Source organism: Iodidimonas sp. SYSU 1G8, assembly GCF_039655775.1.
Taxonomy (GTDB): domain Bacteria; phylum Pseudomonadota; class Alphaproteobacteria; order SMXS01; family SMXS01; genus RI-34.
Map to the genome: position 1 here is coordinate 1 of NZ_JBBYXJ010000001.1, position 21,539 is coordinate 21,539.

The 21,539-nt window shown below is 63.5% G+C and carries 27 protein-coding genes; 22 read left to right on the forward strand and 5 right to left on the reverse strand.

Annotated features, from left to right (window positions below; genetic code table 11):
- Positions 1–160, forward strand: a 160-nt coding sequence (locus WJU17_RS00005) for a DUF5309 family protein (RefSeq protein ID WP_346327360.1), incomplete at its 5' end; no start/stop codon positions are given.
- Positions 161–210: 50 nt separating this feature from the next.
- Here the strand turns inward: WJU17_RS00005 and WJU17_RS00010 are convergent.
- Positions 211–1,125 (reverse strand): PhnA-like protein, encoded by a 915-nt coding sequence (locus WJU17_RS00010; protein ID WP_346325294.1) that lies wholly within the window; start codon positions 1,123–1,125, stop codon positions 211–213.
- A 353-nt stretch (positions 1,126–1,478) separates the two neighbouring features.
- Here WJU17_RS00010 and WJU17_RS00015 point away from each other — a divergent pair, with 353 nt between their 5' ends.
- Positions 1,479–1,919, forward strand: a complete 441-nt coding sequence (locus WJU17_RS00015) for a DUF2059 domain-containing protein (protein ID WP_346325295.1) — start codon at positions 1,479–1,481, stop codon at positions 1,917–1,919.
- Here WJU17_RS00015 and WJU17_RS00020 read toward each other — a convergent pair whose 3' ends face one another.
- Positions 1,920–2,729 (reverse strand): transglutaminase family protein, encoded by an 810-nt coding sequence (locus WJU17_RS00020; RefSeq protein WP_346325296.1) that lies wholly within the window; start codon positions 2,727–2,729, stop codon positions 1,920–1,922. It lies immediately after the preceding gene.
- Positions 2,730–2,922: 193 nt separating this feature from the next.
- On the opposite strand from WJU17_RS00020, the gene WJU17_RS00025 reads away from it, so the two are divergent.
- The 12 genes from WJU17_RS00025 (at position 2,923) to WJU17_RS00080 (ending at position 11,490) form a co-directional block, all read left to right on the forward strand.
- Entirely contained in the window at positions 2,923–3,312 is a 390-nt protein-coding gene (locus WJU17_RS00025) for a hypothetical protein (RefSeq protein ID WP_346325297.1), read from the forward strand.
- A gap of 74 nt (positions 3,313–3,386) precedes the next feature.
- Positions 3,387–3,689 (forward strand): hypothetical protein, encoded by a 303-nt coding sequence (locus tag WJU17_RS00030; RefSeq protein WP_346325298.1) that lies wholly within the window; start codon positions 3,387–3,389, stop codon positions 3,687–3,689.
- Complete coding sequence (locus WJU17_RS00035; protein ID WP_346325299.1) at positions 3,686–4,333, forward strand: hypothetical protein; 648 nt, start codon at positions 3,686–3,688, stop codon at positions 4,331–4,333. The genes WJU17_RS00030 and WJU17_RS00035 overlap by 4 nt, the downstream gene beginning before the upstream one ends.
- Positions 4,333–4,965: a hypothetical protein gene (locus WJU17_RS00040; protein ID WP_346325300.1), complete on the forward strand. Its 633-nt coding sequence runs from the start codon at positions 4,333–4,335 to the stop codon at positions 4,963–4,965. Before WJU17_RS00035 ends, WJU17_RS00040 begins: the two co-directional genes overlap by 1 nt.
- Positions 4,962–5,582, forward strand: coding sequence for a hypothetical protein (locus WJU17_RS00045; RefSeq protein WP_346325301.1), 621 nt, complete (start codon positions 4,962–4,964; stop codon positions 5,580–5,582). The genes WJU17_RS00040 and WJU17_RS00045 overlap by 4 nt, the downstream gene beginning before the upstream one ends.
- Before the next feature lie 194 nt (positions 5,583–5,776).
- Positions 5,777–6,334: an ankyrin repeat domain-containing protein gene (locus tag WJU17_RS00050; RefSeq protein WP_346325302.1), complete on the forward strand. Its 558-nt coding sequence runs from the start codon at positions 5,777–5,779 to the stop codon at positions 6,332–6,334.
- Positions 6,335–6,643: 309 nt separating this feature from the next.
- A complete protein-coding gene (locus WJU17_RS00055) occupies positions 6,644–7,687 on the forward strand; it encodes a hypothetical protein (protein ID WP_346325303.1) in 1,044 nt (347 codons plus the stop codon).
- A complete protein-coding gene (locus WJU17_RS00060; protein ID WP_346325304.1) occupies positions 7,687–7,959 on the forward strand; it encodes a hypothetical protein in 273 nt (90 codons plus the stop codon). Before WJU17_RS00055 ends, WJU17_RS00060 begins: the two co-directional genes overlap by 1 nt.
- Complete coding sequence (locus WJU17_RS00065) at positions 7,952–8,593, forward strand: hypothetical protein (protein WP_346325305.1); 642 nt, start codon at positions 7,952–7,954, stop codon at positions 8,591–8,593. Before WJU17_RS00060 ends, WJU17_RS00065 begins: the two co-directional genes overlap by 8 nt.
- Positions 8,593–10,068 carry a hypothetical protein gene (locus WJU17_RS00070; protein WP_346325306.1) on the forward strand — a complete coding sequence of 492 codons (1,476 nt, stop codon included), beginning with the start codon at positions 8,593–8,595 and terminating at the stop codon, positions 10,066–10,068. Before WJU17_RS00065 ends, WJU17_RS00070 begins: the two co-directional genes overlap by 1 nt.
- A gap of 10 nt (positions 10,069–10,078) precedes the next feature.
- Positions 10,079–10,303, forward strand: a complete 225-nt coding sequence (locus tag WJU17_RS00075; RefSeq protein WP_346325307.1) for a hypothetical protein — start codon at positions 10,079–10,081, stop codon at positions 10,301–10,303.
- Positions 10,304–10,314: 11 nt separating this feature from the next.
- Positions 10,315–11,490 (forward strand): hypothetical protein, encoded by a 1,176-nt coding sequence (locus tag WJU17_RS00080; protein WP_346325308.1) that lies wholly within the window; start codon positions 10,315–10,317, stop codon positions 11,488–11,490.
- 4 nt (positions 11,491–11,494) lie between these two features.
- Here WJU17_RS00080 and WJU17_RS00085 read toward each other — a convergent pair whose 3' ends face one another.
- From WJU17_RS00085 to WJU17_RS00095, 3 genes are read right to left on the reverse strand one after another with little or no spacing between them, the layout of a single operon-like run.
- Entirely contained in the window at positions 11,495–12,094 is a 600-nt protein-coding gene (locus tag WJU17_RS00085; protein ID WP_346325309.1) for a hypothetical protein, read from the reverse strand.
- An 11-nt stretch (positions 12,095–12,105) separates the two neighbouring features.
- Entirely contained in the window at positions 12,106–13,179 is a 1,074-nt protein-coding gene (locus tag WJU17_RS00090) for a hypothetical protein (protein ID WP_346325310.1), read from the reverse strand.
- Between the two features lies 1 nt (position 13,180).
- Positions 13,181–14,188: a hypothetical protein gene (locus WJU17_RS00095; RefSeq protein WP_346325311.1), complete on the reverse strand. Its 1,008-nt coding sequence runs from the start codon at positions 14,186–14,188 to the stop codon at positions 13,181–13,183.
- Positions 14,189–14,325: 137 nt separating this feature from the next.
- Here WJU17_RS00095 and WJU17_RS00100 point away from each other — a divergent pair, with 137 nt between their 5' ends.
- From WJU17_RS00100 to WJU17_RS00135, 8 genes are all read left to right on the forward strand, one after another.
- Positions 14,326–14,625: a hypothetical protein gene (locus tag WJU17_RS00100; RefSeq protein WP_346325312.1), complete on the forward strand. Its 300-nt coding sequence runs from the start codon at positions 14,326–14,328 to the stop codon at positions 14,623–14,625.
- Positions 14,622–15,083: a hypothetical protein gene (locus WJU17_RS00105; RefSeq protein ID WP_346325313.1), complete on the forward strand. Its 462-nt coding sequence runs from the start codon at positions 14,622–14,624 to the stop codon at positions 15,081–15,083. Before WJU17_RS00100 ends, WJU17_RS00105 begins: the two co-directional genes overlap by 4 nt.
- Entirely contained in the window at positions 15,080–15,364 is a 285-nt protein-coding gene (locus WJU17_RS00110; RefSeq protein WP_346325314.1) for a hypothetical protein, read from the forward strand. The genes WJU17_RS00105 and WJU17_RS00110 overlap by 4 nt, the downstream gene beginning before the upstream one ends.
- 56 nt (positions 15,365–15,420) lie before the next feature.
- A complete protein-coding gene (locus WJU17_RS00115; protein WP_346325315.1) occupies positions 15,421–15,864 on the forward strand; it encodes a hypothetical protein in 444 nt (147 codons plus the stop codon).
- A gap of 7 nt (positions 15,865–15,871) precedes the next feature.
- A complete protein-coding gene (locus tag WJU17_RS00120) occupies positions 15,872–15,994 on the forward strand; it encodes a hypothetical protein (RefSeq protein ID WP_346325316.1) in 123 nt (40 codons plus the stop codon).
- Between the two features lie 148 nt (positions 15,995–16,142).
- Entirely contained in the window at positions 16,143–16,874 is a 732-nt protein-coding gene (locus tag WJU17_RS00125; RefSeq protein ID WP_346325317.1) for a hypothetical protein, read from the forward strand.
- Between the two features lie 4 nt (positions 16,875–16,878).
- On the forward strand, positions 16,879–18,402 hold the full coding sequence (locus WJU17_RS00130; RefSeq protein ID WP_346325318.1) for a DNA polymerase Y family protein: 1,524 nt from the start codon (positions 16,879–16,881) through the stop codon (positions 18,400–18,402).
- On the forward strand, positions 18,399–21,527 hold the full coding sequence (locus tag WJU17_RS00135; RefSeq protein WP_346325319.1) for an error-prone DNA polymerase: 3,129 nt from the start codon (positions 18,399–18,401) through the stop codon (positions 21,525–21,527). The genes WJU17_RS00130 and WJU17_RS00135 overlap by 4 nt, the downstream gene beginning before the upstream one ends.
- Positions 21,528–21,539: the final 12 nt, after the last annotated feature.

The following is a 21,539-nucleotide window of genomic DNA, read 5'->3' on the forward strand; positions in this document are numbered from 1 at the left end:
CGACCCGGAATACGCGGCGCTGGTGCAGCTGCGTCCGATCCAGCAGGTGCCGCTCGCCAAGACCGGCGACGCGGAAAAGCGCATGCTGGTGGTGGAGTACGGGCTGAAGGTGAAGACCGAGAAGGCGCATGGCGTGGCGGCGGATCTCGAAACGTCGTAGACGTGAAAAAGGGCGGAGCCGCGAGGCTCCGCCCTTGATCCGCCGGATGGTCAGATATTGCGGCGGACGACGGTCTCGGTGGTAATCGTAACCGGCGCGACGGTGCCGAGAACGCCGCCGAGATAGCCGGCAATAGCGCCAAGCACGAGGGCGATGACACCCAGGATCGCCGTATAGGACGCGGCGCTGGCCGCAGTATCGGCCGCCTTGATGGACTCGCGGCGAACTTCCTCCGCCGTGGCGCGATATTCCTGCTCGTAGCGGGCGACCTGAAGGCGGGCGTCCTCGACCGGAATGTTCTGGGCGCGGGCAATGGCCTGGGCCGCGCGTTCACGCGCTTCGGAAGCACGGGCGGGGTCCCCGGTCACGGCCGCGCGCATGGCCGACACGGCGGCATCGCGCAAGGTCTGGGGATCGCTGCCGGTGGTCTGGGTCACTTGCTCTTCGATACCGGCGAACGGATCGGATTGGCCGATCGCGGGTGCCGCGGCTTGAACCGCGTTACCGACGCCGCCGGCCAGATTACTCAGGCCCTGGAAAGCGCCGCCGACAATACCGCCAACAGCGGAACCGAGCAGGAAAAGCACGACCAGGGTCGTGACGGCCCAGGTGGTGAGACCCTGGAGACCGCCTGTCGGCTTGAAGGGGCGGCCCGAGAGGCGGCTGGCGACATAACCGCCGGCGAAAGCGGCGATCAGTCCGGCGACGACGAACCAGATGGCCGCGGCGATGGAGAGCGAACTGGCGGATGGATTGTCGGCGGTGCCCGGATCGAGCGTGGCGATACCGATACCGACACCCAGCAGATTCAGAATGAACTGGATGATGAGCGCGAGGAACATGCCCGCGAATATTCCGCCCCAAGAGGCGCGGTAGAGATCGAACGGCCGTGATTCCTGCGCGGCGACGAGGACTCCGGGCGCTACCGGGTCGGACGTGACCACGTAATCCGAGCTGACTGACATGAGTTCTCTCCCTGTTTGCCGCCGGGCGGTTTCGCCTCTGTCACGGCCAGTAACGCAGGGAGAACGAGTGGTGCCGGAATGTGTTCCGGCGCGTGGCAGGATGACAATGGCTCGCGAAACGACCGGGGCAGGAAAATCACTCCAGAGCGTTGCGAGGAGGATCGTAATGGTGTGTTCTGCGGATGTGATGTTCGCCTTATTTCGGAGTTTGCATGAACCGCGCGATATACACCGCAATCTTGTTCCTTTTCTGCCTCGTACCGAGCGCCGCCGCTCTCGCGCAGGCGCCGGTGAGTCCGGCAGCGCCGCCTTCCGCCGAGAAGATTCGTCTCGTTCAGGAGATGTACCGTGTCATGGAGTTCGATGACTTGATGAACCAGATGACGGTGAACATGCTCGACCAGATGGATCCGTTGCGAGGCCGCGTGGTCTCGAAGCAGGACGAGGCATTTTTCGAGCAGCTGAAGGGCAGCATGAAACGGGGAATGGCGAGGCTCGTTCCTGAAATGATGGCGGCCACGACGGAGATCTATGCGAGGACATTCACGGAGCAGGAGTTGCGTGATGTCATCACCTTCTATTCATCGGCGTCCGGACAGGCTTTCCTGCACAAAGGCAAGATGGTCATGGCGGAAGCCATGACCGCCATGAACACCGTCATACCGAAGTATGTGGCGTACACCGAAGAGGATTACTGCGCGCAGGTGACATGCGGCGACACGGAACGGCGTCTGTTCGACAACATGCAGAAGGGTGTGGATATCTCGACGGGCAGAAAGCCGCTGGCTGAGTAGTCAGCCTTCGACTTCGTCGCTCCAGACCTTGAAACCGACGAGGTTGTTGGGGCCGAATGTGTGGGTGAGCGGCACATCGGCGGCGTCGCGGCCATGGGCGATCAGGACGCGGCCGATCCGGCGGGCGTTGTTGCGCGGATCGAAGACGTGCCAGCGGCCGCCGAGATACACTTCCATCCAGGCAGCGAAATCGCCGACGCCCCAGGGCTGCGGCGTGCCAATGTCGCTGATGTACCCGGTGCAGTAGCGCGCGGGGATGTTGAGGCAGCGGCAGAAGGCGACGGCCAGATGGGTGAAGTCGCGGCACACACCATGGCCTTCGGCATAGGCTTCGGCGGCGGTGCGGGTGTTGCGCGCACGCTGATAGTCGAAGGTGATGTGGTTGTGGACGAAGTCGCAGACCGCCTGGACTCGGAACCATCCGAGCGGCGTATTCTGGAACAGGCGCCAGGCTTCGTCGGCGAGCTTGTCCGTCTCGCAATAGCGGCTGCCGAGCAGGAACAGCAGCGTCTCGGGCGGAAGATCCTCGACGGGATGCTGGACGGCGCCGTAGTCCACCGGGTCGGGCAGGCCGTTCTCGCGGATGACCGTATCCGTGGTCATCGTAAAGCGTCCGGACGGCGCGACGAGCCGGCTGCACCAGTTGCCGAAGCTGTCGCGGTAGCTTTCAACCGGCACGGACGGTGAGGTCTTCAGATGGTCGGGGTGCTCGAGGCCGCTGACGCGGGAATAGTGGACGTTCAAAAGCGCGATCATGGGCGTCGGCTGGGGGAAGTCGTAGGTGAGTTCGTAGCCAAGCCGAATGCGCATGAAGGTGCCTCTCGAGGAAGGGGCCACATGAACACAGAAACCGTCCAATAGCGATGTGTTTCACCGCTGGTCAGTCCTGTCCGGGGCGCGGAGGGGAAATTTAACGCGAGTGCGCTTGCGGGGTGGTTTGTCCGCACCACATCAAACTCATGAGCGGCGATCCCCAGGCCGCCGACGATATTGGGAGGCATTGATGAAGGCGATGATTTTAGGGTCGTTTTTACTGAGTTTCCTCATAGCTGGCAGCGCGGCCGCAGGGCAGGTGACCTGCACCGATATCGGCAAGCAGAAGCATTGTTCCGACGGTAGCAGCGTCACGCGGGTGGGCAATTCGTTGTATGACAGCCGGGGCGCGTCCTGGAACAGGAACGGCGCTTTCGTGAACGGCACGGACGGCACGACCTATACGCGGCTGGGCAATACGACCTTCGATAACAAGGGCAACAGCTGGACCGAGCTTGGCGCTTTCACGCACGGGTCGGACGGGTCGGTCTGCACCAAGCTGGGACAGCAGACCCATTGCAGGGGCGGCGAGGGTGATCCGGCGCGCAAGGCCAAGCTGGACGGCCTTAACGAAGACTGACGTCACCATCATTCATGGTCTGAACGTCCGCGCGACCTGAGCGCGGGCGGCGGCCTGTCATTTCCGGAGACATCATGGACAGGGTCTTTTCACGGGACGCCTTCACGGGCGTCACGACCTATTGGCTGTACGATGACGGCACCGATACGGCCGTGCTGCGCAAGGAGCAGGACGTGACCGGGATCGTCGAGATGAACAAGGCGGACTTCAACGAGGCCCCTGGCCGCTGGGGCGACGGGCAGCGCGTGGCGTCCATCCCCATGACGGTCTATTGGGAGCTGAAGCGGACGGGCGTCGCGGACGACCAAGGCGCGCTGCGGCGCTGGCTGAACGATCCCGACAACCGGTTCTTTCGCACGCGGCCGGGTGCCGTATGAGGACCGTCGCCGTCTGCGTCCCCGCGCGCGACATGGTGCACACCGCTTTCGCCTTCGACCTGGCGCGCGCGGTCGCGTTTCACACGGCGCATTCGGCGGACAAGGTGCTGCTGTTCCAGTCCATGGGCACGCTGATCTGCAACCAGCGGCAGGAACTGGCGCGCGAGGCGATGGCCGCCGGCGCGGACTGGATCCTTTACCTGGACACGGACATGCGATTTCCCAAGGACACTATCGTCCGGCTGTTGGCGCATGGCGTGCCGGTGGTTGCGGCCAACTACGCGACGCGGCGCACGCCGGTGCAGCCGGTAGCCTTTCGGCAGGCAGGGCTGTCCGACCGGGTGCAGACCGGACCGCAATCGACGGGACTGGAGCCGGTCTTCGCGGTGGGCATGGGCGTGTTCCTGGTGAAGGCGGATGTGATGGCGGCCCTGCCGCTGCCCTGGTTCCAGATCGGCTGGTCGCCGGGATTGGCCGACTTCGTCGGCGAGGACATGCATTTCTGCCGGTTGCTCGGCGAGCACGGCACCGCCGTGGTCATCGATCATGACCTGTCCAAGGAGGTCCGCCATCTGGGCGGGTTCGAATATGACGTTCAACATGCCTGGCTGCTGCGGGAGCCGGCGGAACTGGAGATTGAGTGATGTCGATCACGACCTATACGGAGTTGCAGCAGGCCATCGCCGACTGGATGAACAGGGCCGACCTGTCGGCCACCATTCCCTCGTTTATCGCCAATGCGGAGGCGCGGCTGAACCGCCGCATCCGCTGCCGGGCGATGGAGACCTCGACAAGCCTGTCGCTGAACACGGAGGGGCAGGCGACGCTGCCCAACGACTATCTGGAATGGCGCTTCCTGACCGTGGCGACCTCGCCCGCGTCGGTACCCGAATTCGTGGAGCCGGACAGTCCGGAGTTCCAGTACAAGCACCGGCCTTACGCGCCGCCCCAGTTCTTCAGCATCATGGGCACCACCATTCAGGTGCGCCCGTCCTATAACGGGTCGGCGACCCTGTACTACTACCAGAAGATCCCGGCGCTTTCGGGCGCGAACACGGTCAACTGGCTGCTGACCAAGAGCCCGGAAACCTATCTCTACGCATCGCTGATCGAAGGCGCGATCTACCTGCGCGACGAGGCGGCGGCGGCCAACTACACCGAGCTGATGGTGTCGGCGGTGGAGGAACTGCTGCAGGAGGACCGGGCCGGGCGGAACCGGCGCAGCCCGCCGCCGCCGCTGGCGCCCGCGGCCAAGACCATGGATCTGGCGAAATGAGCATCGCCAGCCTGGACGAGCTGAAACACGCAGTGGCGAACCAGTTCGTCACCGCCGAAGTGGTGGCGCATCTGCCGGCGGCGATCCGGCTGGTGGAGGCCAACATCAATCGCAATGTGCGCGTGCGCCGCATGATGGGCCGTGCGACCGCGGAACTGACGGGGCCGTTCCTGAGCCTGCCCGACGATTTTCTGGCGGCGGCGGGCCTGCAACTGAACGGTGCGCCGACGAGGCGGCTGGAGTTCCGGACCGCCGAGGCGCTGGACGCGCTGAAGCGGGTCCATGCGGCAGGCGGCACGCCCGTCTGGTACTCGCTGATCGGCGGCGAGATCGAGGTGCTGCCTGCGCCCGACGGCGTGTACGAGGCGGAACTGACCTATTATCGCAAGCTGACGCCGCTCTCCGACGCGGCACCCGCCAACTGGCTGCTGACCGATTATCCGGACGTGTATTTCCACGGCACGCTGGCTCTGGCCGGCCCGTATGTGAACGATCCGCGTTCGATGAGCTGGGCTGCCCTGTATGACGCGGCTCTGGAACAGATGATCCTGGAGGACGACCGCGCCCGGTTTCCGCAGGGGCGTGTCGCCATCCGGCCGGTCGGGGTGTTGGGGTAAGAGGGCTTAAATGGCCCTCAAGAATTTACGAGATGCTTGTACCCAGGAGGTATATTGTTGGATTCTTATCCTTTTCATCCCGCTGAATCTGATGTGCCGGAGTTAAGGCAATGGTACTAAAATTTTATTCAAGACAAATAGAACCCCGGACAATTCCAGGTAGGAGTTTGGCAGCGGGAGTTTTATGTCTGTGCTTGGTCGTAGGCCTTATCTCATGTGAAAATGCTGACTCACCGCCCGTCGTCGACATGGATGGTGGGCCGCGCCTGTTCAAGGCCGTGCTGTACGGCAACTATCCCGACGTGAAGCGCTATATTGAAGACGGCGACGAGGTGAATTTCTCGTACCCTGAAGGCATGCCGTTGATAAAGACTGCCGTTGGTGGGTTCGTGGATCAAGATTTCACCGCATCGGTCAGCAGAGGTGAGAAGACGAGCCTGCCAGAGAATAACCATGTCCTGAAGCTGTTACTCGAGGCGGGCGCTGATCCCAACGCACTTGATCACTCGGGACATCCGCCTCTTGCGAGAGCGATTTTTCACGAAAGGCTAGGGTCTATGTATCTTCTCCTTCTGTATGGAGCGGATCCTGACCTTGCAGATTCTGGAGGAGGTACTCCCCGGTGTTTTGCCGCGTCGTACGGCGCCGAGGAGGCGATCGACATGATGTTTCGCTTCGATCCAGATCCTGTCGATTGCCCGAGAGTGAAATTCGACTCGCGCGGCAAACCACTTTCCGCAGAGCAGGAATAAGACCTGCCCTGATGAAAACTTTTCATCGGAAATATTTGAAGAGAACCTGAATGCCGTTGCGGTACATCGCGGCATCATTCGTTGAGCCCGAACGGGTTCAATCTCCATAACCATGGTTTGCGCTGCGATCCGGCGAGACGTTATCAGCGATCGACGCGCGCCACCAGGGGGCTCCTTGCCCATCACACGTGGCACTGCCGCAGGCAGACCGGGCTCTTGAGTAGAGTATCCAGAGGTCTCATGGCTCGTTCGTGAGACGGCTCCCGGAAATAGAAGACATCCAAGCACTACCAACAAGGGAACTCGGTCATGGCTGACACGACAACGACCAATCTTGGGCTGACCAAGCCCGAGGTGGGCGCCTCCTCGGGGACGTGGGGCGGCAAGCTGAACAATGGGCTCGATGCCATCGACGCCATCTTCAAGGGGGATGGGACCGGCACGTCGGTGGGCCTGAGGGTAGGATCGGGCAAGACGCTGGCGGTGGCGGGGACGCTGACCGTGACCGGCTCGACCAACATCGCGCATGACAGTCTGGCCGGCTACGCGGCGAACCGGCACGTGGACCATACGGGTGTCACGATCTCGGCCGGCGGCGCGCTGTCGGGCGGCGGGGATATCTCGGCCAACCGGACGATTTCGCTGAACATCGCGGGGCTGACGGAGGACACGTCGCCGGTGACGACGGCGGACTACATCGTCACCTATGACGCGTCAGCCTCGTCGCACAAGAAAGTGCGGCTGGACAAGATCGATCACGACGCGCTGGCCAATTTCAGCGCCAGCGAGCATGTGGACCATGCATCGGTTTCCGTTACGGCCGGGACGGGGCTGACGGGCGGCGGCACGCTGACGGCGAGCCGCACGCTGGCGCTCGACGTGAACGGGCTGAGCGCGGATGCCTCGCCCGACGAGGCGGCGGACTATCTGGTGACGTGGGATGCATCGGCCGGCACGCACAAGAAAGTGCTGATCCAGAACCTGCCGCTGCAGATCGACCAGTTCCTGATGGTGCGGGTGGTGGAAGCGGCGTCCAGCCTGGCCAACGGCGCCAATCAGGTGGGAAGGATCTACATGCCGCCGGGCGCCAGCTTTTCGGTGATCGCGGCGAAGGCCTATGTGGACACGGCGGGTTCGACCAATGCGACGGTGATCGACGTGAACAAGAACGGGGCGTCGATCTTCTCGTCCAATCTGTCCATTGCCTCGGGCGGCACGGGATCGACGGGCGGCAGCCTGTCCGGGACGCCGACGCTGGCCGAGGGGGATTACCTGACCATCGATATCGATTCCTCCTCGACGACAAAGCCGAAGGGCCTGCAGGTGCTGCTTCAGCTGCGGGCGACGTACTGATGAGCGCGGCCGAGATCGTGGCGTCGGTGGTGCTGCCGCTTGAAGTGGTGCTGGATGAGGGGCGGTCGGTGATCGTCAATGAGCTGCGCGACTGGAATGGCGTGCTGCGCGCGGATGTCAGCGTGATGGCGGGCGGCGTGGAGCAGGCGTTCGGCAATCCCTGGATGGTCGTCAATCCGCCCTGCTGCGTACGGGTGGACGGCGAGGCGGTGCATGACCCGGAAGCGGCGCTGCGCGAGATGATCCAGACATCGGGGTTCTTCCATGGCTAGCTATACATTCTATGCGGCGACGGGCGACGGCTTCCTGGCCTCGACGGCGCCGGACTGGGCAAGCTGCCAGTCCGGCAGCGGTGTGATCGCCAGCGACGACAGCACGACGGCGAGCGTCGGCACCACGTTCCTCGACCTCACGGCGGTGGGCGGCGGCTACAGCTATTCTGCGTATCAGTACTTCCTAGCGTTTCCGACGGCGTCCATTCCCGATGACGACACGGTGACGGCCGCGACGCTGTCGCTGTGGTGCCAGAGCAAGGTGGGCGGCGGGGAATGGTCGGTGGAGGCGGTGGCCTACAATTGGGGCGGTACACTGGAGACGGCGGACTGGCGCAGCGGGGCCGCCTATGGCGGGCTGACGGTGCGGGCGTCGCGGTCGATCTCGGCGATCACGACGGGCCAGTACAATGCCCTGGCAAGCAGTTCGCTGGCCGCGGCGGTGAGCCGGACGGCATCGACGCATCTGCTGGTGTGCTCGTCCCAGTTCGATGGTATTTCGCCCGGCGGTTATGATTTCGTCACCTTCCACACGGCCGACCAGACCGGCACCACCAGCGATCCGAAGCTGGAGGTGACTACGACCGATACGCCGCCGAGCGGTTCGGCGCCTCAAATCTTGTGGATATTGTGATGAGCTTCATTCCTCTGGCACTGCCGCCCGGCGTGTTCGGCAACGGCACCGAACTGCAGGCGTCCGGGCGCTGGTCGAGCGCCAATCTGGTGCGCTGGGCCAATGGCGCGATGTTTCCCGTGGGCGGCTGGTTGCCGTTCACGGACGGCCTGACGGGGCCTGCGCGCGGCGCCATCGCCTGGGTGGACAACAGCGGCGACCGGCATCTGGCGGTGGGTACGCCGGACCACCTGTACGAAGTCAACGAGGCCGGGACGGTCGACGAGATCACGCCCGGAGGGCTGACCAGCGGCAGCGATCATTCGGGCGCGCAGGCCGGCTATGGCTCGCAGCTTTACGGCGAGGAGCCGTATGGCACGCCGCGTAGCGCCACCAGTTCGATCACCGACGCGACCACATGGTCGCTGGATACATGGGGCGAGCATCTGGTTGGTTGTTCGACTTCCGACGGAAAATTGTACGAGTGGCCACTGACGGGTGATGCCGCGGTGATCGCGGATGCTCCGACGGGGTGTGCCGGGCTGGCGGTCACGGCCGAACGGTTCCTGTTCGCGCTGGGGGCCGGCGGCAACAAGCGGCTGGTGCAGTGGTCTGATCAGGAGGACAACACCAGCTGGACACCCTCGGCGACCAATCAGGCCGGCGACAAGGAGCTGGCGACCGTGGGCGCGGTCATGGCGGCGCGGCGGGTACGCGGCCAGACGCTGATCCTGACCACGGTGGATGCTCATGTGGCGGAATATCAGGGGCCGCCCTATGTCTACGGCTTCCGGTCGGTCGGCAGTGCGTGCGGGCTGATCGCGCCGAATGCCTGCGCGGTGATCAATGGCGATATCGCCATCTGGATGGGTGATGCCGGCTCGTTCTACGTCTATGACGGCGGCGTGGCGCGGGCGGTCCAGTCGGACATGGCGGACCTGCTGCGGCGCACCGTGAATTTCGACCAGAAGGCGAAGATCTTCGCCGTCACCAACTCGGATTTCGACGAGGTGACGTGGTTCTACCCCTCGGTAAACGGCACCGAATGCGATTCCTATGTGTCCTACTCGACGACCGAGGGGCACTGGATGACGGGAACGCTGGCGCGGTCCGCCGGCGTGGACAAGGGCGTCTGGCCGTTCCCGCTGTACGTGGCGCCGAGCGGCGGTGTGTTCGAGCACGAAGTGGGCTTCGACTATGACGGCGCCGTGGCGTTCGCCGAGAGCGGGCCGGTGCAGTTGGGCAATGGCGACCAGGTGATGATGGTGCGCCAGCTGATCCCGGACGAGCTGGTGCTGGGGGACGTGCGGGCCAGTTTCCTGACCCGGTTCTATCCGACAGGCGAGGAGAGGACCTTCGGCCCTTATGCCCTCGGCAATCCGACCGATGTGCGGTTTTCAGGCCGGCAGGTGCGGATGCGCCTGGAGGGCGCGCGGGCGACATCGTGGCGGGTGGGGGCCATGCGGCTCGAGGCGCAGCCGACGAGCCTGCGGTGAGGAGGGCGGCATGAGACTTCCCATACCGAACGAGGTCTGGACCCGGGAGTACCAGCAGCGGCTGAACGCCGAGCTGGAGCGTGCCGACGCGGAAAACCGCAAGACGGGGCGCGACATGGAAATGAGCCAGGGCGACGGCGTGCGCCGGGAGCGCTTGATCCTGCGCAGTCCCGACGGCACGCGCTGGGCGATCAATGTGGATGACAGCGGCATTCTGTCCGCGAGCAGTATCTGAGGAGCGAGATCATGGGTTTGCTGGGAATACTGACGGGCGGTGGTGGCGGAACGCCCAAATACGCCAAGAAGACCATGCTGGAGGCGTTCGAGAAGACGAAGCAGGTCGCCAATATGCCGTTCGAGGCCTATACGGCGCCGCGCGTGGCGGGCCTGTCGGGCACTCAGCAGATGGGCATCCAGTCGGCGATCAACAACGCCCGATCGAACGTGGGCGGCGGGGCGGTGAATTCGGCGATCAATCTGGCGCAGCAGGCCGCCGCATATCGCCCGACCATGGTGACACCCGGCACGATGGCGGCAAGCATGCTGGCGCCGGTGGCGGATGTAAGCGCCGCATCCATCGACCGCAACGCGATCGGCAATGTGGTGGCGGATTCGTTCCTGGGTGGGGACGTGTCGGCCTACATGAACCCTTACATCGGGCAGGTGATCGATACGACCATGGCCGATCTGGCGCGTCAGCGGGAGATGCAGCGGCAGGCCGACAATGCGCGGGCGGTGCAGGCGCGGGCGTTCGGCGGCTCGCGCCAGGCGGTGGTGGACGCGGAAACCAATGCCGGCTTCAACAACACGCTCGCCTCGACGGTGGCCGGTCTCTATAGCCAGGGATATGACCGCGCGTCCTCGCTGATGATGCAGGATTACGACCGGGCGATGCAGGCGCGGGCAGCCAATCAGGGCGTGGATGCGTCGGTGGCCGCCCAGAATGCCGGCTTCGGCCAGGCGGCGGCGCTCGCCAACCAGAATGTGCGCTATGACCAGGCCTATCAGAACGCCGCGCTGGCGCAGCAGGCGGCACAGAACAACATGAACGCGGCGATGGAGGCGCAGCGACTGAACCAGGAGGCGGGGCTGGCGGGCGCCAATCTGGGACTGGGTGCGTCGAGCGCGCTGGCCGGTTTCGGCCGGACGCAGCAGGAGATGGCGCAGGCCAACGCGCAGGCGCTTATCCAGGCGGGCACGCTGGAGCAGATGGTGGCGCAGGCCAAGCTGGACGCGGATTACGAGGAATTCATGCGGAAGACCGGCTATCCGGTGCAGATGGCGACCCTGATGCAGGGTGGTGGGCAGATGATGTCAGCGGCGAAGAGCAATCAGGGAAGCGGGCTGCTAAGCGGCTTAGGTTCTCTTGCAACCGGCTTAGGAAATCTAGGGGCAAATTGGTTGGCTCCAAAACCCCAGTAATCCTTTATATCAGTCCGTCTTTGCGCAAGGTGTTAATTGCTCCGCTTATTGCGGCACCAGCAATGCCAATTTTATAGTTTCCTTTCGCAACAGAGGTAGCCCTCCATAAGACCGTTCTATTTACATTGGTGCGTAGCTCGATATTAAATTTTCCCAATGGAGTTTTCCAGGTCCGGCCCGGTAATGTAGTTTCTTCTCCGGTTCTAAAGTCTTTTGTTACATGGGTTTTGGTGCTTCTCTCCTCAAAGCCTAACTCGATAGTCTTGACTAAAAGAGTTGCCTCTGCTTCTGAAGAAGACAGGATTTCGTCAGCCTGATCGTCGCGGGTGGGAGGGATGACCTCGATCCCGCGCGTTGCGTTAATTCCGAGCGCTTTGAGAAGATCTACGGCCGCTCCTTCTACATCTGCCCGCTCATCCAGTGGAACATCTGGTGCGTAAACGACAATTGACATAATCTTTTTTCCTGTAAATAATGGATCTGTAAATCCAAAAACTTTAACATTATAATCTAAAGAATTCGAAATTATGTCGGCTTTGCATGGATTATATGAAAATATCAAAAAAAATAAAAATGAATAAATGGTTATGTGTTCCTTCTTCATTCTGTCTTGCCCTAATTTTCTGATGGATGGATGTATGGGGTTGAAACTCTATCGTCGCTCTCATCCAAACTATCCCGCAATTCCGCCGGGTTTTCCATGGTGACCGGTTCGACGCGCATGACGATGATCAGGCCGGACCGAGAATACCACGTGGCGTAGTGGCCTTGCTTGCCGTTTCCGCCGCCGTCGCAGGTGGTGTGAAGAACACGGTAGATCGTGCCGTTGTCCTGGGTTTCGGGCGTCTCCAGTTCCACGGCGAAGCTGCCGGGGCAGCGGGCCGCCTCCTTGCCCATGAGGGCGCCGAGGATCGCGTCGCGGCCCGCGGGCTTGATGCCGCCGCGAACAGCGGTGGCGCCCAGTTCTCCCTCGGCGCCGCGCCACGCGACATCGTAGCCGGGCAGCAGGGTGGCGATCTCGTCGCCCATCAGGAACTGCTTGTCGGTCTCCTGATTGCGGGCAAAGACGTTGGCCATGATCGCCATGACCTGGGACGCCTCGGGCCTCGTGGAGCCGGGGAGGTCGAACAGGCTGCCCGCGCTCGGTGCGCCGCGCGCGGCTGGAGATGCTGACGGGGCCGGGGGCGTGACCACGCAATCATGCAGGGCGGGCATGGCCTCGGCCAGACCGGTGAGGTCATAGGTTTCGCCGCCCTTCCTGGTGCGGACGTCTAGAACCGTGGCTAGGCGCAGGCGTTCGAACACGGCCTGGTCGTCCGGGGGCGTGAAATAGGCCTGCAGCGTGTCGGCGTAGGGTACATTGAGCTGTGTCGCGACGGTCACGCCATCCAGCATCATGTCAGCCTCGGCGGTTTCCCTGGTGAATTTCCAGCCATCGTGGGCGGCGAGCAGGCTGAGGCCGCCATCGGCGAACAGGGCGATGGCCACCAAGGTGCGGCTGTTTGAGGCCATGGTCAGCGTGCAGGAATTGATGGTGTTGTCGGCCCTGACGAAGCGGGTGCCGATCCATTGCCCCAGGCGGAATGCCTTTTCCTGCCGGTATGCTTCTTCGTCGTTGCCAGCGGCAGCCACAGGCGCTGCTTGAATGAGAAGGCCGAGCGCGGCGGCGATGAGGAGAGGGTGCGTCATGTCAGAAGCTCTCCTCGATGCCGCGCCCGATGGCCGCGCCGGTCTTTTCCACATCCTCGGCATCGCCGGCGTCCAGCGCGATGGTCGCGGTGGCCAGGAGGATGCCCTCATTGGTGACGAACATGACGTAATAGGCTTCTTCGGTCGCGCCATCGGCGCCGCAGCGGGTAAAGACCTCCTTGATGAACGCCGTGTCGGTCTGTTCGGACTTTCTGACGCCGGAGACGAAATCGCCGGGACAGCGGGCGGCGTCCATGGCGACCGTGTTGGACGACGCCAGATCGAGATCGCTTCGCGCCGCGCTGGTGAACATGGTGGCCGCGCCCAATGTGCCGTCCGCATTGCGCCACACCACGTCGTAATCGGGCAGAGCTTCCTGAAATTCGGAGGGGGCGAGGAAGGTGTGGCCGGTCATGCCCGCTTCGGACAGAAGGTTGACTACATAGGCCATCAGCTCGGCGCGGTCGACACGGACGGCGCGGGACGCGGAAGTCGCGCCGGCATGACCGTCGGGCTGTTCCGCGGCGACAGCCTGTTCGGCGCACTGCACCAGCGCTCCGAGGACCGGGCTGGCGTCGGCGAGGCCGAAGGTCGCGCTGCCGGCGGGGGTGCGGACGGACAGGACGCGGCCGCGCGACAGCACCTGATAGGCGTTCATGGCCTGATCACCGTTCTCGTAGCGGATGAGCATGGAGCGCTTGTCATTGGCCCAGAGCTGATCGGCGAGGCTCTGGCCATCGACCGACAATGTCGCCATGAGGGTGGTGCCCTCCTTGAGCTTCCATCTGTCGGATGCGATGGAGATGGCCAGTTCACCGCCGCGGCCGATCGCCAGGACCAGCGCGTCCCGACCATTGGGCAGGGTCATGGCGGCGCAGTGACTGAACGCGCCGTCTTCGGAGAAGCGGAAGCCTTCCCACTGGCCGATGGTGAATATCTTGTCATCACTGGCGTGCGCGGCCGGCAACACGGCAAGCAGCCATAACAATACAGCGTAAAATAATCTCATTTCCCAAGCCCCGAGCCACGGCTGAAGCCGCTTGAAAAAGCCTATCAGCAGCGGGAACGAAAGGGAAACGGATTCCGGCGTAGATCTAGATGTCCAGCCGTCGTGGCGCGCTGGCTTCTTCAAAACAAGGAACTCGGATGGAAAGCGGTCAAGAGCCGCCCGCGCGCAGGTCGGCGGGCGGGTGGGAGCGGCATGTTCAGACCGGCATGCTGACGCTGATGCTGGGCGTGCTCGGCTATATCGGCAGCCAGTACACGGCGCAGGATACGCGAATCTCGGTCGCGGAGGTTCGTATGGGCGCGGGGGAGAAGAACGTCGCGGCGATGGCGGCGCGGATGACACGGTTCGAGGACCAGCGTGACCGCGAGATGGCGGAAATCCGGTCCTATCTGCAGCGCATCGAGGACAAACTGGACAGGAAGGCGGACAAGCCATGATCGATCCCAGGCAATTCAGGCGGCTGGTGAACGCGACGCTGACCGGCCTGAGGCCGGTGCCGTATTCGGCGCAGGCGGAAAATCTGCTGCTGATGACGGCGGCTCATGAAAGCCGGCTCGGGCAGTATCTCTGGCAACTGAAGGGGCCGGCGCGGGGCGCCTGGCAGATGGAGCCGGCGACGCTGGACGATCATTATCGCTGGATGCAGGCAACGCGCACGGACCTGTTGCAGGCGGTGGAAGGCCTGCGGCCGGCGGCGTTGAAGCGGGAGGACGCGCTGGTGGGGAACATCCCCTATGCATGCGCCATGGCGCGGGTGCATTACCTGCGCCGTGCGGAGCGGATCCCCGAGGATCTGGACGGCATGGCGGCCCTCGCGAAGAAGGTGTTCAACACCGAGGCGGGGCGGGCGACGCCGGCGGCTTACAAGCGCGCCTATCTGGAGTTCTATGGATGACCGGGGCGGGGGAGTCCGCGGAGCCCGGGTCCCGGCGCAACCGTTGGGGAACATGGCGCATCAGGCGGCGGATCATTCACGCCACCCTGGGCTTCTGCGCCATGCAGGCCGGGTATCTGACGCTCTGGGGCGCGGATACGAGGCTGAACGAGACGCTCGCCGTGGGCGCGTATGCGCTCGCGGGCTCGGTGATCGGGGCCTATGTGTTCGGCGCGGCGTGGGAAGACATCAGCATGAAGCGATCCGCCCGGTATGAGAGCGGGTATGGCGGCGGCTATTAGAATTCGCCTGATTTCTCATATTCCATCTGCAAATCATTGAAATCGTGGAGATATGAATGTGGCTTTCTCTGCTGCGCTGGATTGGTGCGCACAGGATGGCGCTGACGGCGGGCGCGGTCGTACTGGTTCTTGGGGGGATAGCCTGGGGGCTCTGGCATGTCCACCGGACCGGATATGTGGCGGGCGCGGCCTCGATGCAGGCCCGCTGGGACGCCTCGGCGCGGGAGGCGGAAAAGCGGGCGCGGGCCGAGGAACGGCTGGTCCAGCGAGCGGTGGATGCCATCGGCGCGCGGCTCACGGCCGATCTTGCCCGCATCCGCATCGAGCACAAGACAATCAACAGGAGAATCGTGGATGAGGTGCGTTCTGTTCCCCTTTATGGCGAGTGCCGTCTTGGTCAGCGGGTGTGGGACGACCTCAATACCCTGCGAGCGGCCACTGATACCGGCACTGCCGGCCGAGGCGGCGATGCCGTGTCCGGCGCTGCCGCCCCTTGGTGACCCGACCATGGGAACCCTCGCGATCGTTCATGGCGAGACCATCACCGTCTATGCCGAATGCCAGCGGCGGCAGGCGGCTTCGGTGGCGGCCTATGGCGCAGCAATGAAGATCGTAAACGGAGTAAAATAGTTAATTTACAATATGATATGGTTTATTTCTCGATGGATAAGTCAGTCTCGAATTAAGACTCTGGTGACCGTTATCCCGCTTCGAATGTTTGACTCCTCGTGTTCCATGAATTAGAACAAAAAGAGAACATTTGCGGTATGATGGTCCCATGGTAGGGATTCGGCACGATCAAATTCTGGCAGGCCTGCGTGAGCGTATCCGGCGGATCGAAGGCGTCGGAGAGGCGGCGGGTCATGGCATTCTTTCTCTGGGCATGGAGGCGGTCGATCGCGTGCTGCCCGAGGGCGGGCTGGCGCTTGCCGGTGTCCATGAGGTGCGCGGCAGCGGCGATGGGGCTGCGACGGGGTTCTGCGCGGCATTGCTCGCCCGGCTGAACCGCGTCGATGGCCGGCCGATCCTGTGGCTCGAGCGTGGCGAGGACCTCTACATGCCCGGTCTGGCGCGGTTTGGCCTTATGCCGGGGGCGGTGCTGACCGTGTCGGGCATCAGGCGCGACGCCGACATGCTGTGGGCCCTGGAAGAGGCGCTGCATTGCGGGGCGCTGTCCGCCGTGGTGGGCGAGATTCGGGCGGCCGACTTCACGGCCAGCCGGCGTCTGCAACTGGCGGCGGAGGCTGGCGGGGTCACGGCGCTGTTGTTGAGCGAGGGGCAGGGCGGCGGGGCCGCGACGGCGCTCAGCCGCTGGCAGATCACCTCGGCGCCCAGCCTGGGAGACGGCATGCCGGGCGTGGGCTGGCCATGCTGGCAGGTGGAACTGGTGCGTTGCCGCAATGGTCGCTCCGCGGCCTGGACAGTGCTGTGGAGACAGGACGGCTGGGCCGCCGTGGAGAGGATGTCGCCCGGAGAAGAGTTTAATTCCGGCATAAGGATGATGGGATAAGCCAATGGCTGGTCATCATAAAAAGAGATTCCTATGCGTCTGGTTCCCTTGGTTCATGACCGAGCGGCTCGTCCGCAAGGAACCGGAGTTGGCCAAGCGGGCGCTGGGCGCCATCGAAGAACAGCGCGGCCGCCTCGTGGTCGCGGCCGCCAACCAGAGAGCGCTTCGTGCCGGTCTCCGGCCGGGCATGGTGCTGGCCGATGCCCGCGCGATCGAGCCGACCTTGCAGACCCGCTTCGTCAACCGGGCCGCGGACAGGGCGGCCTTGGTGCGGCTGGCCGGCTGGGCGACCCGGTATACGCCCTGGGCGGCATTGGCGGAGCAGGACAGCCTGTTTCTCGATCTTTCGGGATGCTCACATCTGTTCGGGGGCGAAGAGGCTCTGGCCGAAGATCTGACGACGCGGCTGGAAGGCTTTGGTCTGACCTGCGCCGTTGGTTTGGCCGACACGCCGGGCGCCGCCTGGGCGGTGGCACATCAGAGCGGCGAGAAGATTACGATCCTGCCGCCATTCGGCGCGCTGACCGATGCAATGGACGCGCTGAAAGATATTTCAATCAGTGGGTTACGGCTTGCCTCTGATGATCTGGATGGATTGGCTTCCTTTGGATTGCGCAAGATCGGCGGTCTCTATCCCCTGGCCCGGCGGACCTTGACCGAACGGTTTGGCCCGGCGCCTGTGCTGCGGCTCGATCAGGCGCTGGGGGTCGTGGATGAGCCGATCTCGCCCTTCGCGCCGGTGGCGCCGCGTGAGCGCCGCGCGGCCCTGGCGGAGCCGGTGTCGACCCGGGAAGCCATCGAGGGCGTCCTGCATGGGCTGCTGGACGAGCTGTGCCAGACATTGAACCGTTCCGGAGAAGGTGCACGAGCGCTGACGCTGTCGTGTCACCGGGTGGATGGCACGGTGTCGAGGATCCGGATCGGTACCAGCCGACCATCCCGCTGGCCGCAGCCGCTGTTCAGGCTGTTCGCCGAACGGCTGGACGGGGTCGATCCCGGCTTCGGTATCGATGTCATGGTGCTGTCAGCGACGCAGGTAGAGCCGCTGAAAGCCATCCAGGGAAACTGGCATGTGAAAGGCGGCGCCAAGGCCGGACTGGCGGATCTGGTCGACCGGCTGGGGAACCGGTTCGGCTTTGGGCGTATCACACGGCCGCAGCCCCGCCAGAGCTGGCTGCCGGAGCGGGCGATCGATGACGGCCTGCCCTTCGCCGAACTGGCGGGGGAGGAATGGCCGTCGGGGCGCGAGCGGCCCTTGCGGCTGCTGGCATGGCCGGAAGAGGTCGAGGCAGTGGCGCCCGTACCCGATGATCCGCCCATGCTGTTCCGGCGCCGTGGCCGCTCCTACCGGGTGCGTGCGGCCGATGGGCCCGAGCGGCTGGAGGGCGAATGGTGGCTGAAGGATGAAGCACCGCGGGATTACTACCAGGTGGAGGACGAGGCCGGTCGCCGCTATTGGCTGTACCGACAGGGACTGTACGAGCCCGGCAGCCAACCGAAGTGGTTTCTCCACGGTGTGTTTGCGTGACGGCGTATGCCGAACTTCAAATCACCAGTAATTTCAGCTTTTTGAGGGGAGCTTCTCATCCTCATGAGCTGATGGGGCAGGCGGCTTCCCTGGGGCTTGCCGGGGCTGCCATCGCCGACAGGAACACTCTGGCGGGGGTGGTGCGGGCGCATGTGGCGGCCAAGGAACATGGTATCAGGTTGGCGGTGGGGGCGCGGCTGGATTTGACGGATGCCTCGAGTGTCCTTTGCCTGCCGACGAGCCGGCCGGGATATGGGCGACTTTCGCGCCTGATCACCAAGGGGCGCCGCGCGGCACCCAAGGGGGAATGCCGCCTGACGCAGGAAGATGTTGTCGAGGCCGCGGCGGATAATTTGTTCATCGCCTTGCCGCCGGTTTATCCCGGACCTGATTACCGCGACGAGCTGATGCGGTGGCGGGACGTTCTGAACGCGCCGCTTTATCTGGCTGCGACCCATTACTATCGCGGTGACGATGCCAAGCGCCTGAAGCGGCTGGCCGACCTGTCGGCCTCCCTTGGAGTGCCGATGGTGGCGACCGGCGACGTGCATTATCACGCGCCGTTCCGCCGCCGGTTGCAGGATGTGCTAACCTGTATCCGCGAGCACTGCACCATCACCAGCGCGGGATGGCGGCTGGGAGCCAATGCGGAGCGTCACCTGAAACCGCCGGAGGAGATGGCGCGGCTGTTCCGGGCCTACCCGGACGCCATCCGCCGCACCGTGGAGGTGCTCGAGCAATGCCGGTTTTCGCTGGATGAGTTGAAGTATGAGTATCCAGACGAAATCACAGAGAACGGCCGTAGCCCACAGGAAGAATTGGAGTTTCTGACGTGGATGGGTGCCCGGGAACGCTATCCCTGCGGGGTTCCCGCCAAGGTCGAAAGCGGTGTCCATAAGGAACTGGCGCTCATCTCCCTGAAGGAATACGCGCCCTATTTCCTGACCGTCCACGACATCGTGCGCTTCGCCAAGGACAACAAGATCCTGTGCCAGGGCCGCGGTTCCGCCGCCAATTCGGTGGTCTGCTATTGCCTCGGGATCACCTCGGTCGATCCGATGCAGATCGACCTACTGTTCGAACGCTTCGTGTCGGCCGAGCGGGACGAGCCTCCGGATATCGATGTGGATTTCGAACATGAGCGCCGCGAAGAAGTGATGCAGTACATCTTCGCGAAGTACGGGCGCGAGCGGGCCGGGATCGTCGCCACGGTCATTTCCTATCGCAGCAAGGGCGCCATGCGCGACGTGGGCAAGGCCATGGGGCTGAGCACGGATCTGGTCGAGCGCCTGACGCGCACCATCACCTGGTGGTCGGGACCGCTGGATCCGGACCGGGCGCGCGAGGAAGGGCTGGACCCGGAAGACCGGACCCTCATGCTGGCGCTGGAGCTAGCAGGCGAATTGCGAGGCTTTCCACGGCACCTGTCACAGCACACGGGCGGCTTCGTGATGTCGCGGGGGCCGCTGTGCGAGGTTGTGCCCATCGAGAACGCGGCCATGAAGGACCGCACCGTCATCGAGTGGAACAAGGACGATCTGGACGAACTAGGCCTGATCAAGGTCGATGTGCTGGCGCTGGGCATGCTGACCGCCATTCGGCGAACGTTCGCGTTCATCGAGAAACATGATCATCAAGTCTTTGATATTGCTTCTATTCCACAGGACGATCCCGGCGTTTACGAGATGATCCAGAAGGCCGATACGATCGGGGTTTTTCAGATCGAGAGCCGGGCGCAGATGGCCATGCTGCCGCGGCTGAAGCCGAGGGAATTCTATGATCTGGTGATCGAGGTGGCGATCGTCAGGCCGGGGCCGATCCAGGGAGACATGGTGCATCCCTATCTCCGGCGCCGGAATAATCAGGAAACGGTCGAGTATCCCAAACCTGAACTCGAGGCGGTGCTCAAGCGCACGCTCGGCGTGCCGCTGTTCCAGGAACAGGCTATGAAGATCGCGATCGTCGCGGCAGGGTTCAGCCCGTCGCGAGCGGACAAGCTCCGTCGCGCCATGGCGAGTTTCCGGAACATGGGGACCATCGAACAGTTCCGGGGTGAAATGGTCGAAGGCATGGTGGCGAACGGCTATGAGCGGGATTTCGCCGAACGCTGTTTCAAGCAGATCGAGGGGTTCGGGGATTATGGTTTCCCCGAAAGTCACGCCGCGAGCTTCGCGCTGCTCGCCTATGTGTCGGCCTGGCTGAAGCACCATTATCCGGAGGCGTTCACGGCCGGCCTACTGAATTCCTATCCCATGGGCTTCTACGCACCGGCGCAACTGGTGCGCGATCTCATCGATCATGGCGGAGAGGTACGACCTGCCGACATCAACCATTCCAATTGGGACTGCACCCTGGAAGCGGGTGCTGAGGGACGGCATGCCTTGCGTCTGGGGTTGAGGCAGATCAAGGGCTTACGTGAAGAAGAAGTTAAAAAGCTTCAAGCCTGCCGGGATGGCGGATATCGCTCCCCGCTAGATTTGTGGCAGCGGGCCGGTCTGCTGCCCGCCACGCTGGTGCGTCTGGCCGAGGCGGATGCATTCCAGTCTCTCGGATTGGACCGGCGGCAGGCTGCCTGGGCGGTAAAGAGCCTGACCGATGCCAAGCCGCTGCCGTTATTCGAAGGGCTGGATTATGGGGCCAAGGTGGAGCGGGAAGACTATCTGCCGGCCATGGGGCTTGGCGAGCATGTCATCGCCGATTACCAGACGACGCAACTTTCCCTGAAGCGCCATCCTGTGGCCCTGCTTAGGGAAAAGCTTGAGGCGGAGGGTGTGCAGCCCACGGGAAACCTGGTCGCGGCGAGGCACGGCCAGCGGATCACGATTGCCGGGGTCGTGCTGGCCCGTCAGCGGCCGGGTACGGCCAAGAACGTCATGTTCATCACGCTGGAGGATGAAACGGGTGTCGCCAATCTGGTGGTGTTCCCGGGAGTCTACGAAGCATATCGGCGTCCCACTCTGACGGCGCGTTTGATGGCTTGCCGGGGAAAGGTGGAAAAGGCGGAAGGCGTTACGCATGTGATCGTCGAGAAGGTTTTCGAGATCAATGCCTGGTTGGCGAGCCTGACCGAACAGGCCGGAGAGACGCCGGCTGCCTTTCTCGACAAGGGTCGCTTCTTTCATTGAGAGGGTGCTTGC

What these genes read in the sequence shown, in the direction of transcription:
- WJU17_RS00010 (WP_346325294.1), bottom strand. Translation starts at nt 1,125, where the DNA reads ATGTCAGTCAGCTCGGATTACGTGGTCACGTCCGACCCGGTAGCGCCC.
- WJU17_RS00015 (WP_346325295.1), top strand. Translation starts at nt 1,479, where the DNA reads ATGGAGTTCGATGACTTGATGAACCAGATGACGGTGAACATGCTCGAC.
- WJU17_RS00020 (WP_346325296.1), bottom strand. Translation starts at nt 2,729, where the DNA reads ATGCGCATTCGGCTTGGCTACGAACTCACCTACGACTTCCCCCAGCCG.
- WJU17_RS00025 (WP_346325297.1), top strand. Translation starts at nt 2,923, where the DNA reads ATGAAGGCGATGATTTTAGGGTCGTTTTTACTGAGTTTCCTCATAGCT.
- WJU17_RS00030 (WP_346325298.1), top strand. Translation starts at nt 3,387, where the DNA reads ATGGACAGGGTCTTTTCACGGGACGCCTTCACGGGCGTCACGACCTAT.
- WJU17_RS00035 (WP_346325299.1), top strand. Translation starts at nt 3,686, where the DNA reads ATGAGGACCGTCGCCGTCTGCGTCCCCGCGCGCGACATGGTGCACACC.
- WJU17_RS00040 (WP_346325300.1), top strand. Translation starts at nt 4,333, where the DNA reads ATGTCGATCACGACCTATACGGAGTTGCAGCAGGCCATCGCCGACTGG.
- WJU17_RS00045 (WP_346325301.1), top strand. Translation starts at nt 4,962, where the DNA reads ATGAGCATCGCCAGCCTGGACGAGCTGAAACACGCAGTGGCGAACCAG.
- WJU17_RS00055 (WP_346325303.1), top strand. Translation starts at nt 6,644, where the DNA reads ATGGCTGACACGACAACGACCAATCTTGGGCTGACCAAGCCCGAGGTG.
- WJU17_RS00060 (WP_346325304.1), top strand. Translation starts at nt 7,687, where the DNA reads ATGAGCGCGGCCGAGATCGTGGCGTCGGTGGTGCTGCCGCTTGAAGTG.
- WJU17_RS00065 (WP_346325305.1), top strand. Translation starts at nt 7,952, where the DNA reads ATGGCTAGCTATACATTCTATGCGGCGACGGGCGACGGCTTCCTGGCC.
- WJU17_RS00070 (WP_346325306.1), top strand. Translation starts at nt 8,593, where the DNA reads ATGAGCTTCATTCCTCTGGCACTGCCGCCCGGCGTGTTCGGCAACGGC.
- WJU17_RS00075 (WP_346325307.1), top strand. Translation starts at nt 10,079, where the DNA reads ATGAGACTTCCCATACCGAACGAGGTCTGGACCCGGGAGTACCAGCAG.
- WJU17_RS00080 (WP_346325308.1), top strand. Translation starts at nt 10,315, where the DNA reads ATGGGTTTGCTGGGAATACTGACGGGCGGTGGTGGCGGAACGCCCAAA.
- WJU17_RS00085 (WP_346325309.1), bottom strand. Translation starts at nt 12,094, where the DNA reads ATGAAGAAGGAACACATAACCATTTATTCATTTTTATTTTTTTTGATA.
- WJU17_RS00090 (WP_346325310.1), bottom strand. Translation starts at nt 13,179, where the DNA reads ATGACGCACCCTCTCCTCATCGCCGCCGCGCTCGGCCTTCTCATTCAA.
- WJU17_RS00095 (WP_346325311.1), bottom strand. Translation starts at nt 14,188, where the DNA reads ATGAGATTATTTTACGCTGTATTGTTATGGCTGCTTGCCGTGTTGCCG.
- WJU17_RS00100 (WP_346325312.1), top strand. Translation starts at nt 14,326, where the DNA reads ATGGAAAGCGGTCAAGAGCCGCCCGCGCGCAGGTCGGCGGGCGGGTGG.
- WJU17_RS00105 (WP_346325313.1), top strand. Translation starts at nt 14,622, where the DNA reads ATGATCGATCCCAGGCAATTCAGGCGGCTGGTGAACGCGACGCTGACC.
- WJU17_RS00110 (WP_346325314.1), top strand. Translation starts at nt 15,080, where the DNA reads ATGACCGGGGCGGGGGAGTCCGCGGAGCCCGGGTCCCGGCGCAACCGT.
- WJU17_RS00115 (WP_346325315.1), top strand. Translation starts at nt 15,421, where the DNA reads ATGTGGCTTTCTCTGCTGCGCTGGATTGGTGCGCACAGGATGGCGCTG.
- WJU17_RS00120 (WP_346325316.1), top strand. Translation starts at nt 15,872, where the DNA reads ATGGGAACCCTCGCGATCGTTCATGGCGAGACCATCACCGTCTATGCC.
- WJU17_RS00125 (WP_346325317.1), top strand. Translation starts at nt 16,143, where the DNA reads ATGGTAGGGATTCGGCACGATCAAATTCTGGCAGGCCTGCGTGAGCGT.
- WJU17_RS00130 (WP_346325318.1), top strand. Translation starts at nt 16,879, where the DNA reads ATGGCTGGTCATCATAAAAAGAGATTCCTATGCGTCTGGTTCCCTTGG.